This is a genomic window from Burkholderia anthina, assembly GCF_001547525.1.
Lineage (GTDB): Bacteria > Pseudomonadota > Gammaproteobacteria > Burkholderiales > Burkholderiaceae > Burkholderia > Burkholderia semiarida.
The window spans coordinates 1,893,049-1,907,992 of the sequence record NZ_LNJP01000003.1 but is presented as its reverse complement, the minus strand read 5'-3'; the positions used below and the strand labels follow the sequence as shown (position 1 = coordinate 1,907,992).

The window sequence follows — 14,944 nt, the reverse complement described above, 5'->3', positions numbered from 1 at the left end:
GCATGCGGTCCGCTTTCTCTTTCGCTTCGCCCGGTGCTTACGATCCCCACACCTGCATTTCGTCGAGCGAATACCCCCACTGCGTCGCCCGCTTCGTGCCAAGCATCCGCACGTAGCGGCCCTGCCCCTTCAGGTTCGGCAGCGTCACATGCCCGTACGACACGCCGTTGCTCGTCGAGTAGATCGTCGTCCAGCTCGCGTTGTCGTTCGACGTCTGGATCTGGTAGACGAGCGCACCCGCATCCCAGTACAGATCGATGCTGCTGATCGCCTTCGTCGCGCCGAGATCGACCGAGATCCATTGCGGATCGACGCCGGCGCCTTCGGGTGAATCCCAGCGGGTGCTCGTCGTGTTGCCGTCGAAGGCCTTGTCCGGCGTGAGCGACGCGTTGTAGCTCGCCGACGCCGCGGCCGGCCGCCCCTGCGACAGCAGCGTGCGTGCGACGGCCGGGCCGCCGTAGTAGTTCGCGCCGAGCTTCGCCTTCGTCGCGTCGGCATTCACGCCGAACTGCGACAGGCTCCAGCGCTGCCCGGTCGTCACGTCGCCGACGTACAGCTGATAGCCGCCCGCCGTCGTCGACGAGAAGAACAGGTAGTTCGTACCGCTGACCGGCGCCGGATCCGAGTTGTTGCTCATGCAGTCGTTGAGCGCGAGCGCGCTCGGCGTCGAGGCCGGGTCGGCCGTCTTCGCATAGATCTGGTCGGCCCCGCCGCTGTCCTTCCAGCGTGCGTAGTACACCATGCCGTCCGCACGCACGGTCGGGTAGTACGTCTGCAGCCCCGCCGGACGATCGAACACGGCGGTCGCGCCGGTCGCGAGCGTGCGCTTCATCAGCCCCATGTTCGCGCCGGTGCCGGTCGCGTAGTACACGGCGCTCGCGTCCGGCGCGAGGAACGGCATCGAGTACTCGGCGCCGGCCGGTGCGTTCGTCAGGCTCACCACCGACGTGAACACCGGGCCCGCGCTCGTGTACGACAGCGTCGCCTGCTTGACGTCGCCGTTCTGCTTGAACACGAGCGTCTTGCCGTCCGTGCTGAACTTCGGATCCTCGTTGCGCGTGGCGCCCGTGCTGTGCGTCATGTTGACGGGCGGCGTGCCCGCGCCGAGCTGCAGCATGAACACGTTCCATGCGCCGTTGCTGATGCCCATGAACGCGAGCCACTTGCCGTCAGGGCTGAACACGCCGTTCATCGGATCGGTGATGCCCCACGCGCTCTTGCTGAGCTGCGTCAGCGTATGGGCCGAGAAGTCGTAGAGGAAAAGCTGGCTCGTGCCGTCGCCGTACTTGACGTAGCTGTGATAGACGAGCTTTCCGGTGAGCGCGGCGGGGAACGTCGCGTTCGGCTGGGCGGCGGGATTGTTGACGCAGGCTGCGGCTGCGACGCCGCCGAACAGGTTGAGGGCGATGCCGGCCACGAGGCCGGCGACGGGGGTCTTCAGTTTCACGCTGGATGCTTTCGGGTAAGGTAAGGACGCCGCAACAAATGACTCGCGCGACACGCGCGGGCGTCACGGATTCGCGGTCGGGCAGCGTGAATTCCGTATCGGTCGGACAGCGGGAACAAAGCTTGCGAGAGGATGCCCGCTTGTCAGACGAAAGAACAGGATCAGAGCGCTCACAAAACATGCGGATCAGCGATATGGGGCGCGCTTGCACGTGACGGCTGCCGTACTACTCTTTGTCATCGAGGTTCAACGGCCGGAGGGCACGCATGAAGCGCTATGCGGTGCTGGCAAAGACGATCGCCGACGCCATCCGGCGCGGCGACCTGGCGGCCGGCGCGCGCATCCCTACCGTGCGCGCGGCATGCCGCGCGTATCGCGTGAGCCCGTCCACGGTGTTTCGTGCGTACTACGCGCTCGAAAGCGAGGGCCTGATCGTCGCGCGGGCGCGCTCCGGTTATTTCGTCGCGAATCTCGCGGACAAGCACGTACGGTTCGGCCGCGATCCGCCGCGCAGGCCGGCCGCCGTGCAAGCCGACGACGATGACGCGCTGCCCCGCCTGCTCGATTCGCTCAAGTGCGACGACATCGTGCCGCTCGGCTCGGCATTCGCGAGCTATTCGCTGTTCCCGATGAGCAGCCTGTGGCGTCACGTGGCGTCGGCCGCCCGCCACATGGATCGCACGAAACTGCTGGAGGGCCTGCCGCCCGGCTACGACCCGCTGCGCCGCCAGATCGCGTTGCGCTACCTGAACGCGGGTGCGTCGCTGCCGCTGGAGGAAATCGTCATCACGACGGGGGCGATCGAAGCGCTGACGCTCAGTCTGCAGGCGCTGACACGTCCGGGCGACATCGTCGCGATCGAGCGGCCGGCATTCCACGCGGTGTTGCAGGCCGTCCAGTGCCTGCACCTGAAGGCCGTCGAGATTCCGGTCGACCCGCGCACGGGTCTCGACCTCGACGCGCTCGCCGAGGCGCTCGATACGCATCCGGTGCGCGCGTGCTGGTTCATGACGTCGCTCCACAATCCCACCGGCGCGACGCTGACCGACGAGCGCAAGCGCGCGCTGATCGACCTGCTCGCGTCGCGCGGCGTGCCGCTGATCGAGGACGACGTGTATGGCGAGCTGCAGTTCGGCACGGCGCCCACACGCCCCGCGAAACTGTACGACGATAGCGGGCTCGTCCTGCATTGCGGGTCATTCTCGAAGTGCCTCGCGCCCGGCTTCCGGATCGGCTGGGTCGCGGCCGGTCGCTTCGTGGGGCAGATCCGGCAGGCCAAAGGCGCGAGCGCGCCGGCCGCCGACGTCCCGGCGCAGATGGCGATTTCGAGCTACCTGCGCGACGGCGCATACGACCGGTTCCTGCGCAAGCTGCGACGCAATCTCGCCGCGCACCAAGCGCAGATGCTGTCGGCCGTGCGCGCGTATTTTCCGGCGGACACCGAAGTGTTCGCGCCGCGCGGCGGGTATTTCCTGTGGATCGAGTTGCCGCCGCACGTGGATGCGATGCACCTGTTCGGCGATGCGATGGAAAGCGGCGTCAGCATCGCGCCCGGGCCGCTTTTCTCCGCGACCGGCGGCTTTCGCCGCTATGTACGACTCAACTACGGACGACCGTGGACGCCGGCCGTCGAGCGCGCACTGGAGACGCTCGGCACGCTCGCGGCGCGGCAGCGGCACGGCGGTTAGCACGAAACGAGCGGCACGCGACGCGCGAGAAGCGCCTTGCGTTTCGCGCGCGAGCGACAAACAATGAAGCGGAAGGCAGCCGCGGACGAACGGTTCCAAGCGTCCGATGTTATGGAGAATCTCATGAACGCCGCATGCGAACGACCGTCGATGTGCAGCCCGACGATAGCGTTCATCGGTTGCTGACGATGCGCGTCCTGCCCAATCGAAGCGTCCGCGCGCGCGATGCGTGGCGTGCCGTGCTGAATGTGCGCGCCGAATCGCGGCACGCGACGTGCTGCCGCTGCCGCGAATGCGGCTTCGTCGCGTTCCGCGCACTGGAGCACTGCCCCGTCTGCGGTCAATGGAACGGGCCGTTCGAGCCGATCGATCGCCGACCGGCCGACGCACACGCCGCGCATGCGCCGCGGTCGTTCCACACATGGTCGTCGCGCGTCGCCCGCGCGCTGCGCAACGCGGCTTTCCAGCGGCCGCGCGCGTCGAGCGCGCCGATCCTGAGCATCCTCACGCTCGTACTGCTCGTCGGCGGCTACGTGACGGTCGACCAGACCTGCAAGGCCGATCCCGTTTGTCGCGGGTCCGGTGCGCCGGCCGCCGTCGCGACCGAAACCGGGTTGCCCGCGTCGAACGATCCGTTCCTGCCGGTCTTGCCCGCACCCGTCTACCCGTTCCATTCGCCTGATGCAACGCAAGTGGCGGCCGATCCGCAACAGGGTGCCCCGGTCGCCGTCAAACCCGCTCGCCCGATGGCGGTTGCGCAAGCCGCGCCGTCGTTGCGCGTACCTGACCGGACGCGCGCCGGCGCAATCCGCGGAGCCGACTGGAAAGGCAACCGCGACACCGCCCATCGCGCGCGCGCGATCCGCCGCGTCAGCGCGCACACCGGGCGTGCACGTCGCGCCGCGGCCAGCCACGCCGAAATCGCGAAGCTCTATCGCGGCCACTGAGCGTGCCCCGGGCCCGCGCGCGACGATTCGCTTTTCCCGGCCGCTCTTCATACAACGGCGTTCGTGACCTGAATGTGTGCGCGCGGATCCGGCCGCACGGTAATGAACGGTTCGTCAGCGGGCGACGACTATCGCCGCGACGCCGCGCGATCCGGGTCGCCGGTCACCGCGTTGCCCAGCCCTTCGCTCCCGCAACGAAAAACGGGCGGCCCGTTTCCGGAGCCGCCCGTTCTCGCGTCACGCGTCACGCGTCGCGTGTCGAACGCCAGCGCATCACGCCGCCAGCAACCCGTGCGGATCGATCACGAATTTGCGCGGCGCGCCGCCGTCGAACTTCTTGTAGCCTTCCGGCGCCTGGTCGAGCGAAATCACTTCGACGTTGACGATCTTCGCGATCGGCAGCCGGTCGAACAGGATCGCCTGCATCAGGTTGCGGTTGTACTTGAGCACCGGCGTCTGGCCCGTGAAGAACGAATGCGACTTCGCCCAGCCGAGGCCGAAGCGGATGCTCAGGCTGCCATGCTGCGCAGCCTTGTCCTTCGCGCCCGGATCGTCCGTCACGTACAGGCCCGGGATGCCGATCGCGCCGGCCGGGCGCGTGATCTCCATCAGCGAGTTCAGCACCGTCGCGGGTGCTTCCTCCGAATGGCCCGACGAACCGTGGCCGTGCGCCTCGAAGCCGACGCAATCGACCGCGCAGTCGATCTCGGGCACGCCGAGGATCTGCTCGATCTGCTCGCCGAGCGACGCGTCCTTCGACAGGTCGACCGTCTCGAACCCCATCGCCCGTGCGTGCGCGAGGCGTTCCGCATTCATGTCGCCGACGATCGTCACGGCCGCGCCGAGCAGGCGCGCCGATGCGGCCGCCGCCATCCCGACCGGGCCCGCGCCCGCGATATAGACCGTCGAACCGGGCTTCACGCCCGCGCTCACCGCACCGTGATAACCGGTCGGCAGAATGTCGGACAGGCAGGTCAGATCGCGGATCTTCGCCATCGCCTGATCGCGATCCGGGAATTTCAGCAGGTTGAAATCGGCATACGGCACGAGCACGTATTCGGCCTGGCCGCCGATCCAGCCGCCCATATCGACGTAGCCGTACGCGCCGCCCGCACGCGACGGGTTCACGTTCAGGCACACGCCCGTATGCGTGTCCTTGCACATCGCGCAGCGGCCGCACGCGACGTTGAACGGCACCGACACGAGATCGCCGATCTTCAGCGTCTCGACGTCGCGGCCCACTTCGACCACTTCGCCGGTGATCTCGTGACCGAGCACGAGGCCGATCGGCGCGGTCGTGCGGCCGCGCACCATGTGCTGGTCGGAGCCGCAGATGTTCGTGCTGACCACCTTCAGGATCACGCCGTGGCCGATCGCGCGGCCGGTCGGGTCGACCATCTTCGGATAATCGATTTTCTGGACTTCGACCTTGCCCGGCCCAAGATAGACGACACCTCGATTGCTGCTCATCGTATTGTCTCCATGTCTCGTTGGATGGCGCGGCGGCGCGCCGGCTCATGCGGCGCACACGCAACGTGCTGTTCGAGAGTAGTCCGGGAGGCAGGGGCGCCGATGTCTCAAACGCGACACGCGTTTGATCGGCGCCGACATCGATGGCGGAAATACGAAAGTCGGGCGGGAAACGACGGGGACGCTCCGGGTGCGAAACGCACCGGGGTCGGACCAGCCCTCGCGGCCGGCTGCCGCCGCGACGGCGGGCGCTACCCGCGCTGATTCTCGCGGATGATCGCGGCGGCGGCGGCCTCCGCATCGCTCGCGACGCCGTCGTGCACGCGCGTGCTGACGGCCGGCGTCGGCGGCTCGCTGTCGAGCGCGTGGCCGTTGCGGTCGTGCGTGTCGACCGTCGCGCGCATCGACAGCCCGACGCGCAGCGGATGCGCGGCGAGGTCGCGCGGATCGAGCGCGATCACGACCGGCACGCGCTGCACGACCTTGATCCAGTTGCCGGCCGCGTTCTGCGACGGCAGCATCGAGAACGCGCTGCCCGTGCCCGCCGAGAAGCCCTGCACGCGGCCGCGATAGGCGATGCGCGAGCCGTAGAGATCCGACACGACCTCGACCGGCTGTCCGACGCGCATGTGGCGAATCTGCCCTTCCTTGAAATTCGCCTCGACCCACAGGCGGTCGAGCTGCACGATCGACATCAGCGGGACGCCGGGCCCGACCTGCTGGCCGACCTGCACCGAGCGCTGCCCGATCGTGCCATCGACGGGCGCGACGATCGTCGTGCGCTTCAGGTTCCGGTACGCGAGCTTGAATTGCGCGGCGGCCTGCACGACGGCCGGGCTTTCGTCGACGGGAAGCTTGCTGCCGAGCGCGCGCGCCGCGTCGAGCTGCGCCTGCGCGGCCGCGAGGTTCGCCTGCGCGCCGGCCACCGCCGCGCGGGCCCGCGCCAGTTCTTCCGGCGCGACGATTTCGACCGATGCGCCCGAGCGCGCGGCCAGCGCGCGCTGCGCCAGCGACAGGTCGGCGCGGCGCGCATTCACGGCCTCGACGTACATCGTGTTCGAGATCTTCGCGTTCGCGACCTGCCGCACCGCCTGTGCGAGCTGCGCCTTCGCCTGCGCGAACGCGACAGACGCCTCGGTGTCGTCGAGCTTCACGAGCGTCTGCCCCGCGCGCACGGCCTGCGTATCGGCGACCTGCACGTCGGTCACGGTGCCCGGAATCTGCGCGGCGACCTGCACGATGCTGCCCGCGACGTACGCGTCGTCGGTGTCTTCGTCATAGCGGGCGCTCGACAGCCAGTACGCGACCCACGCGATCGCGGCCAGCAGCACGATCGCGAGGAACACGGTGAAGCGCTTGCGGCGCGTCGCGCGGCGTGCGTCGAGGGCCGGGTCGTTCAGCGCGGCCGGCGGCGCGGCGGAATGAAGGTTGTCGTGGTGCATCAGTTCATCAGTCGCTTTGCGTGACGATCAGACGATCGTGCTGGAACACGGGAATCGCGGGCATCGGCGCCGGGCCCGGCATCGGGCTCGCCGAGGCCGTACGTGCGAGAACGGGGGTGCCACGCGGCGTCGCGTCGGAGTGGGTCGCACCGACCGTGGACGGGCGCGTGGTGTCGTCGCGTCGTGCGGATTCAGGCGTGGACACGGCCCTCGTCGTGGCGGCGGCTGGTGAAACCGTGGCGCTCCGTGCGGGCGAGTCGTTCGACGGGCCGGCTACCGCTACCCGGTTCGCGGCCACGGCGGCCGGCGCGCCGCGTCTGGCCGCCGCCCCGCTGCGCGCCCGCTGCACGGCCGGCGCTTGCGCCTGCGCGACCGTTGCGCCCGCATCGAACCCGCCGCCCAGCGCGCCGATCAACCCGACGCGCAGCGTCCGCTGCTTGCCGAGCAACGCGATCATCTGCGCGCGCTCGTCGATCAGCGTGAGATCCGCGACATCGACGTCCTTCTGCATCAGCACGCCGCGCCGATGCCGGTCCGCCGCGATCTGCACGATCTTCTGCGCGGCCGCGACCGCGTCCTGCTGCTGCGCGACGAGCGTCTGCGACGTCTGCAGCGACGTGACGAGTTGCGCGACCTGCCCGAGCGCGTCGTCGACGGTCTTGTTGTACAGCCCGATCGCGACGTCCGCCTGCGCGACGTCCGCGCCGAGCTTGGCCTTCAGCCGGCCGCGATCGAAGATCGGCAGCGAGATCGCGGGGCCGACGGAGCCGGCAAGCGAATCGCGCGAGAACAGCGACGCGGGCGTCAGCGCGAACACGCCGCCGAGCGCGACGAGGTTCACATCCGGATAGAACTGCGCGCGCGTCGAATCGGCGTTCGCGAACGCAGCCTCGACCCGCAGCCGCGCGGCGACGATGTCGGGCCGGCGGCCGAGCAGATCGGCCGGCAGCCGGGCGGGCAGCGCGCCGCCCGCTGCAGCGCCCACGCGCGGCCGCTGCAGCGCGAGCCCGCGCTCCGGGCCGCGGCCCGACAGCACGCCGAGTTGCAGTTGCGCGAGCTTGATCTGCTCGTCGTTCAGCGCGATCTGTTCGAGCAGGCGGCTGCGCTTGATCGCCGCATCGCTCGCGTCGTACGCATTGTCGAGGCCACGCGCGGTGCGCTCGCGCAGCACGGCCGTCACGCGCTGGCTGATCTTCAGCTTCTGCTGCAACAGGTCGCGCACCGCATACGCCTGATCGAGCTGGCAATACACGGTGACGATCGCGACGGCGAGCGTGAGCCGCACCTGTTCGGCCTCGACGCCGGCGGCGTCGCGCAACGACATCAGGCTCTTCGTCGCCGCGCGGTTCTTGCCCCACAGGTCGAGCTGGTAGTTCAGTCCGACGAAGATCGACGACGGCGACACGTTCGGATCGCCGAAAATCTGCACCGGCACGCGATAGCCGCCGGCCGTCACGTCGGCGATGTCGCCGGGCTTCGGCATCCGCGCGCGGCTGATCGTCGCGCCGGCCGTGCCCGTCAGCCCGGTCAGCGAATCGAACTGCTGAAGCTGCGCCTGCGCGATGCGCAACCGCGCCTGTGCAACCTGCACATCGGGACTGTTCCGCGACGCCTCGGCCACCAGGTCGTCGAGCTGCGGATCCTGTAGCTGCTTCACCCAGTCGGGCGCCGGCCACGCGCCGTTTGGGCCGGGGCCGGCGGTATGCACGAGCGCATCGTCGGCCGGCGCGCGCAGCGACAGCGACGGCAGGAAGCCCGACGGCACGCATCCGCCCAACGCGAGCAATGCCGCGGCGGCCGCGATCATCGCGCCGCCCTTCACGCCACGCGGCGAACCCGCCGCTTGCTTCATCCGACGCATCGTCACCCCTGCCGAACGCGCTGCGCCCGCGCGGCCAGACGCGGCCGCGTGCGCTCGAGCGGGCCGAGCCGGCCGAACAGGCCGTCCGCGACGCCGAACAGGATGCCGGCCAGCTTCGCGCGCTTGTCGCGCTCGACGAGCGCGATCTGCACGACCTGCCACGCGGTCAGCAGGTTCGGCACGAGCGCCACCGGAAAACGCAGCCCGTACTGCATCCCGAGCTGCACCGCATTGCGCGCGCTGTAGTAGCGCCGTTGCCACGAATGGTTCATCGACGTCATTTCAAAAGGGCCGATCGCATGCCGCCGTTTCGCGCCGATCCGGTGCGACAGCACCAGCGACGGCACGACATAGAGCGGCACGTTGCGCGACAGCGCGCGGAAGCTGTATTCGGTATCGACGTGATCGATGAACAGCGTCTCGTCGAAGCGGCCAAGCACGTCGAACGCATCGCGCGACACGACGCAGCCCGACGAAATCAGGAACGCGCAGCGCTGCATCGGCGCGCCCGGCTCGATGCGCAGGCGGCGCAGGCCGATGCCGTTCGTCGCGAGTTCCGGCAGGAAGCTGCGCGCGTTCTCGTCGAAGATGCGCGGGCCGGCGAGGAACGCGCGCTCGCCAAGCCCCGCGCAGACCTCGCGCATCGTCGGGAAATACGCGGCCGGCACCGACGAATCCTGGTCGAACAGCGCGACCGCATCGACGCGGTCGCGAAACAGCACCGCGAGCCCTGCGTTGTACGCGCCCGCGATGCCGCCACGATTGCCGTGATGCAGCAGCGCGATCCCTTCACGCGCGCACAGGTCGCGCACCCGTGCATCGGCCTGCGGCGTGTTGTCGACGACGAGCAGCGCATCGCACGCGTGCCGCCACGCGCGCAGCGCGTCGAGCTGTGCGTCGCTGGGGTGATACAGGATCACGAGTGCGCCGAGTGTCGTCATGGTCTCTCCTCAATGTCCGAACGATGCGGCCGCGCCGCGTTTCGGCCGCGTCAGCCACATCATCGCGGCGAGCGCGAGACACGTCATGCTCGCCATCCAGAACATGTCGTTGGTCGCCATCATGTAGGCCTGCTGCATCACGACGTGATGCAGCGTCGTCAGCTCGCGCACGCCGTCCACGCCCATCGCGTTCAGCGCATGCACGAAGCGTTGCGTGTTCGCCGACGCGTGCGTGACCGATTGCGACACGACGTCGTAGTGATAGGTCGCGCGGTTGTCCCACAGCGTCACGCTCATCGCGGTGCCGAACGCGGCCGACAGCGTGCGCAGGAAATTCGACAGGCTCGACGCGGCGGCGAGCCGGTCGTCCGGAATGCGCGACAGCGTCGCGGCGGTCAGCGGAATGAAGAAGCACGGCAGCCCGATCCCCTGGATCAGCCCGGGTGCTGCGATCTGCGCGAACGTCATCTTCAGCGTGAAATGCGCGTCCCACGCGAGCACGGCCGCGAACACGAGAAAGCCGAACGTCGCGAGCACGCGAGCGTCGAAACGGTGCGCATGCAGCCCGACGAGGATCGAGAACACGAGCGCGAGCACGCCGAGCGACGCGGTCGCGAGCCCCGCATGAAACGCGTTGTAGCCCATCACGGCCTGCATCCACAGCGGAAACACCACGCCGACCACGGAGAAGCTCATCATGCCGAGCGAGATGATCAGCACGCAGAACGAGAACGTGCGGTCGCGAAACAGGCTCAGGTCGACCACCGGATGCGCTTCGCCCGCTTCCCAGATCAGCAGCGACACGATCGCGAGCGCCGCCACCACCGCGAGCGTGACGATCAGCGGCGAATCGAACCAGCCGCGGTCGTGGCCGAGATCGAGCATCGCCTGCAGCGAGCCGACGCCGATCACGAGCAGCACGATGCCCGGCACGTCGATCGGGCCGGCCGCGCCGCGCTGCGCGTCGGGGCGCAGCATCGCGGTGCACACAGCGAACGAGAACAACCCGATCGGCAAGTTGATCAGGAAGATCCACGGCCACGAAAAGTTGTCGACGATCCAGCCGCCGACCACCGGCCCGAAGATCGGCGCGAGCAGCACCGTCATCGCCCACAGCGCGAGCGCGATCGTACGTTTGGCCGGAGGAAAGGTGCGCAGCAGGATCGTCTGCGACAGCGGCACCATCGGCCCCGAACACAGCCCCTGCAGCGCGCGGCAGATCACGAGCACGTGCAGGTCGCGCGCGAGCCCGCACATCAGCGACGTCAGCGTGAACAGCAGCACCGCGCCGACGAACAGCCGCAGTTCGCCGACGCGGCGTGCGAGCCAGCCGGTGAGCGGCACGGCGATCGCGGCCGCGACCGAATACGAGCTGATCACCCACGTGCCCTGGCTGTTCGATACGCCGAGACTGCCGGAGATCGCCGGCACCGCGACGTTCGTCACGGTCGAGTCGAGCACTTCGATGAACGTCGCGAGCGACAGCGCGAACGTCAGCAGCGCGAGCCGGATGCCGCGCACCGGCTGCGCGGCCGGCGCGGGCGGCACGTCGAACGCCGGCGGCGCGGCGGCCCCGTCGTGAAGCGGCGACGCGGCGCTCATGCGCCGGCCACCGCGACATCGGCCCGCGCGGCCGCTCGTCCGCGCTTCGGCACGAACCGTTCGATGAAATCGGCGGCCGCGCCGCAGCCGTCCGGCGCGGCCGCGAGCAGCGCACGCGTGCGCTCCGCATGCACCGCGAACGCGGGTTCGTCGAGCACGCGCGCGAGCGCCGCGCCGAGCCGCGCGCCGTCGAGCGGGCCGTCGACACGCACGCCGCAGCCGTTCGCGACGACGCGTTGCGCGTTGTCGAACTGATCGTGCGCGAACGGCGTGACGACCTGCACGATGCCGGCTTCGCACGCGAGCGCCGCCGTGCCGATCCCGCCGTGATGCACGAGCGCGCGGCAACGCGGCAGCAGCGTGCGCATCGGCACGAAGCGGCGCGCGAGCAGCCGGTCGCCGTCCTGCGCCGCATCGTGCGGCGTCAGCAGGATCCCGCGCGCGCCGGTCGCGCGCAGCGCCTGCGCCACCGCGCGCGCATAGGCCGCATGATCGACGAGCGTCGAACCGGCCGTGAACACGACCGGGGCTTCGCCGGCCGCGAGAAACGCATCGAGTGCCACATCGTCGTCGGGTGTCGCGATATCGTTGAACAGCGGAAAACCGCTTTGCAGATGATTCGACGGCCAGTCGGGCTGCGGCGGCGCGAACCAGCCGGGAAACAGACACAGCACGCCGTCGGTCGAATGCAGCCAGCGGCCGAGCACGCGCCGCGCGGGCGCCAGCCCGAGCCCGCGGCGCACCGCGTCGAGCGCCGGGCCGCACACGCGGTCCAGCACCTGGCGCTCGATCAGCGTCATCAGCGCCGACTTCACCGGCAACGGCCAGCGCGCGGGTATTGTCAGGCGCGGGTGGGTCGGCGGTGCATGCGCGGACAGCAGCGTCGACGGCGACACCTGCACCGACACGTACGGCGTGCCGTGCAGCTCCTGCATGAAGCGCGCGGAGAACGCCCACAGCGTGCCGACCAGCACCGTGTCGGCATCGGTCAGCGCGCGCAGCGTGTCGTAATGCGGGCGCAGCGTCGGCGCGATCACCTGCCACAGCGTGCGGAACGACGTCCGCGGATCCCACAGCGCCGGGTTCGCCATCGCCGCGTCGTAGTCGGCCGCGGTGCCGACCGGCACGAACGCGAAGCCGCAGCGGCGCACGGCCGCCTCGAACGGCGCATGCGTGCAGAACACGACCTCGTGGCCGCGCGCGGCGAGCGTGCGCGCGATGCCGAGCAGCGGATGCACGTCGCCCGCCGAACCGATCGCGGTCACGATCATCTTCGCCATCGCGCGCCTCGCGGGGTCAGTAGAAGCCGGGGATCAGCGCCGCGACCTCGCGGCGGTACTGCGTATAGGCCGGCCCGAAATGCCCGGTCAGCCAGCTCTCCTCGACGCGCACCTTGTACGCGAGCGACGCGAACACCAGCAGCACGCCGATCGCGCCGCGCCATTCGCCGCCGATCAACGCGGCGCCGACCAGCGCGATCAGGCAGCCGGTGTAGATCGGGTGACGCACGAGCGCATACGGCCCCGTACGGACGAGTTCGTGGTTTTCCTTCAGCGTGACCGACACGCTCCAGTTCGTGCCGAGGTGCAGCCGCGCCCATACCGAAAACAGCAGGCCGGCCACCAGCACCGCGAGCCCGCACTGCGCCTGCAGCCCGAAGCGCTGCCAGTCGGGCGCGAGCGCGTGCCACGACGGATCGGGCAGGATGATCAACGCGCCACCGACGATCAGCGGAATCGACTGCAGCGTGCGCGAGCGCGACGCCTCCTTGCGCACGGTGGTCTTGACGCCCTGCGACGTGGCGATCCAGTACGCGAGCCACGCGGCCCACGGAACGACGATGGCGATGGTCTGAACGATATTCACGGCTGGCCTGCCTCGTTGGGATGGGAATTCGGATGCGCGGGACGCGCCCGCTGCACGACGGATGGCGTCACGACGAAAGCGCATGCATCGGCGCGGGCACGCACGCGTGCGCGGCGGCACGTGCGACGCCGGCCGCGGCAGATGCCTCGCCGCAGAAGAAATCGAGCAGCGCGGTACGGGTGGACTCGCGCTGCGCCCGGCCTTCGATGTCGAGGAAGTGGCCCGCGTCCGGCACCGTCGCGAACCGCGCGCGCGCCACGTGCGCGCCGAGTTGCCGCACGTCGGCCGGCGTCGTGTATTCGTCGCGCTCGCCGTTCAGGAACAGCAGCTCGCAGCCGATGTTCGCGAACTCGCTGAAATAGCGCTCGGGCTGCAGCGACAGGATCTGGTCGACGTGGAACGCGACCTGGTCCTGCTCGTCGCGCGGCAGGCGCGTGAGATACCGGTAGTTGTACAGCTTCATGATGCGCGGCAGATAGCGGCCGACGGTGTCGTTCAGCAACTGCGCGGCCTTCAGGTTCTCGCCGGCCGCGATGTGGTCGCGGGCGCGCGTCACGTAGTCCACCATCGCGTCGTTCAGGAACGGCGAGAACGAACAGATCGCCGCGCGCCGCACGCTCGGGCAGCCGCGCGCGAGCGCGAACAGCGACGCGACGCCGCCCCACGACACCGACACGAGGAACGCCGGCGCGAAGCGCTCGACCAGGTACTGAAGGATCGCGGCTTCGTCGTCCTTGGTCAGGATGGAGCAGCCGGGGTTGTGCTGCCGCGACTGCCCCGCATACGGCAAATCGAAGCAGATCGTGTTCATCCGCTCGCCGAGATACTGGACGGTCTGGCCGAACGACGCGGTCGTCGCGAGCGCGCCGTTGACGAGCATCGCCGTGTCGAAGGCCGGGTCGAACACGTTCCGTTCGACGTAGACCTTCAGACCATTCGGCAGCGGGACCACGTGTTTTTCGGTCGGCATCGTCGTTCTCCGGTGAGTGCGGCGTCTCGACGTCGCGGCATGCTGCAGGTGCACAATGGCCGGCGCCGGGTCCGTGCGCGATCGATATCGACGCGCGCGATTGCCGACGCACCGCGGCAATCGCGCGCGGCGCCATTCATTCCTCGTGGTGCGGCGCCATACTAATACGGTCGACATTGCCCACTCAAGTCATTCCAAAAATCCCTCTACTCGACCATGAAATACGCGGAATTCAAATTGATTTATCGATTTCTATGGTATGCGGAATCCATCCGAGGACGATTCGCAATCGTTTGCGCGTAACGCTCCATAGCGCAGAAAAATTGACATTTGTACTTACTTTTCAATTACTTATTGAGTTTAAATCGCCGAATTAAAACGGCTTTCACAAAACCGCAAACATTCGCAATCCGATTTGTCAATTTCACATCGTGAATAATATTACAGACCTCGACATTCTTTCGCCTTGTAATGAAATCGAGCGCAGAAACGGTCCTCCGCATTGCATCATTTTTACACGTCCCGTTTTAAACAGATTCAAACTTAATTAACCTTCTTTCAATGCGTTTTTCCGCACTCGCACATGGCTCCGGGCGTGACGCGTCGTTCCGTTTGGAACACGGCCCGCCGTTCAGCCCCGATTTTTTGTTGATTGAACAATCAATAAAAAACCGCTAAGCTCTCGACTTCCATGAACGGCCCGTCCGGGC

The 14,944-nt window shown here is 68.5% G+C and carries 11 protein-coding genes; 2 read left to right on the top strand and 9 right to left on the bottom strand.

Going from position 1 to position 14,944, the window contains the following annotated elements; genetic code table 11:
- Positions 1-37: 37 nt before the first annotated feature.
- Entirely contained in the window at positions 38-1,447 is a 1,410-nt protein-coding gene (locus tag WS64_RS28450) for a galactose-binding domain-containing protein (protein WP_060968420.1), read from the bottom strand.
- A 266-nt stretch (positions 1,448-1,713) separates the two neighbouring features.
- On the opposite strand from WS64_RS28450, the gene WS64_RS28445 reads away from it, so the two are divergent.
- On the top strand, positions 1,714-3,135 hold the full coding sequence (locus tag WS64_RS28445) for an aminotransferase-like domain-containing protein (RefSeq protein ID WP_060968419.1): 1,422 nt from the start codon (positions 1,714-1,716) through the stop codon (positions 3,133-3,135).
- A 188-nt stretch (positions 3,136-3,323) separates the two neighbouring features.
- A complete protein-coding gene (locus WS64_RS28440; RefSeq protein ID WP_060968618.1) occupies positions 3,324-4,082 on the top strand; it encodes a hypothetical protein in 759 nt (252 codons plus the stop codon).
- Positions 4,083-4,355: 273 nt separating this feature from the next.
- Here the strand turns inward: WS64_RS28440 and fdhA are convergent, their stop codons facing one another.
- The 8 genes from fdhA to WS64_RS28400 form a co-directional block, all read right to left on the bottom strand.
- Positions 4,356-5,552: a formaldehyde dehydrogenase, glutathione-independent gene (gene fdhA / locus WS64_RS28435; protein WP_044844368.1), complete on the bottom strand. Its 1,197-nt coding sequence runs from the start codon at positions 5,550-5,552 to the stop codon at positions 4,356-4,358.
- Positions 5,553-5,803: 251 nt separating this feature from the next.
- Positions 5,804-6,994 carry an HlyD family secretion protein gene (locus tag WS64_RS28430; protein ID WP_060968418.1) on the bottom strand — a complete coding sequence of 397 codons (1,191 nt, stop codon included), beginning with the start codon at positions 6,992-6,994 and terminating at the stop codon, positions 5,804-5,806.
- A gap of 7 nt (positions 6,995-7,001) precedes the next feature.
- Positions 7,002-8,846 carry an efflux transporter outer membrane subunit gene (locus WS64_RS28425; protein WP_060968617.1) on the bottom strand — a complete coding sequence of 615 codons (1,845 nt, stop codon included), beginning with the start codon at positions 8,844-8,846 and terminating at the stop codon, positions 7,002-7,004.
- Between the two features lie 11 nt (positions 8,847-8,857).
- Entirely contained in the window at positions 8,858-9,796 is a 939-nt protein-coding gene (locus WS64_RS28420; protein ID WP_060968417.1) for a glycosyltransferase family 2 protein, read from the bottom strand.
- Between the two features lie 9 nt (positions 9,797-9,805).
- Positions 9,806-11,398 carry a DHA2 family efflux MFS transporter permease subunit gene (locus WS64_RS28415; protein ID WP_060968416.1) on the bottom strand — a complete coding sequence of 531 codons (1,593 nt, stop codon included), beginning with the start codon at positions 11,396-11,398 and terminating at the stop codon, positions 9,806-9,808.
- The gene (locus tag WS64_RS28410) at positions 11,395-12,678 is read right to left on the bottom strand and encodes a glycosyltransferase (protein WP_060968415.1); all 1,284 of its coding nucleotides are present in this window, start codon (positions 12,676-12,678) and stop codon (positions 11,395-11,397) included. Before WS64_RS28410 ends, WS64_RS28415 begins: the two co-directional genes overlap by 4 nt.
- 16 nt (positions 12,679-12,694) lie before the next feature.
- Entirely contained in the window at positions 12,695-13,264 is a 570-nt protein-coding gene (locus WS64_RS28405) for a methyltransferase family protein (RefSeq protein ID WP_060968414.1), read from the bottom strand.
- A 67-nt stretch (positions 13,265-13,331) separates the two neighbouring features.
- A complete protein-coding gene (locus WS64_RS28400) occupies positions 13,332-14,234 on the bottom strand; it encodes an alpha/beta fold hydrolase (protein WP_060968413.1) in 903 nt (300 codons plus the stop codon).
- Positions 14,235-14,944: the final 710 nt, after the last annotated feature.

Coding starts and splice junctions, on each gene's coding strand:
- WS64_RS28430 (WP_060968418.1), bottom strand. CDS start 6,994: ATGCACCACGACAACCTTCATTCCGCCGCGCCGCCGGCCGCGCTGAAC.
- WS64_RS28445 (WP_060968419.1), top strand. CDS start 1,714: ATGAAGCGCTATGCGGTGCTGGCAAAGACGATCGCCGACGCCATCCGG.
- WS64_RS28420 (WP_060968417.1), bottom strand. CDS start 9,796: ATGACGACACTCGGCGCACTCGTGATCCTGTATCACCCCAGCGACGCA.
- WS64_RS28415 (WP_060968416.1), bottom strand. CDS start 11,398: ATGAGCGCCGCGTCGCCGCTTCACGACGGGGCCGCCGCGCCGCCGGCG.
- fdhA (WP_044844368.1), bottom strand. CDS start 5,552: ATGAGCAGCAATCGAGGTGTCGTCTATCTTGGGCCGGGCAAGGTCGAA.
- WS64_RS28400 (WP_060968413.1), bottom strand. CDS start 14,234: ATGCCGACCGAAAAACACGTGGTCCCGCTGCCGAATGGTCTGAAGGTC.
- WS64_RS28410 (WP_060968415.1), bottom strand. CDS start 12,678: ATGGCGAAGATGATCGTGACCGCGATCGGTTCGGCGGGCGACGTGCAT.
- WS64_RS28440 (WP_060968618.1), top strand. CDS start 3,324: ATGCGCGTCCTGCCCAATCGAAGCGTCCGCGCGCGCGATGCGTGGCGT.
- WS64_RS28425 (WP_060968617.1), bottom strand. CDS start 8,846: ATGAAGCAAGCGGCGGGTTCGCCGCGTGGCGTGAAGGGCGGCGCGATG.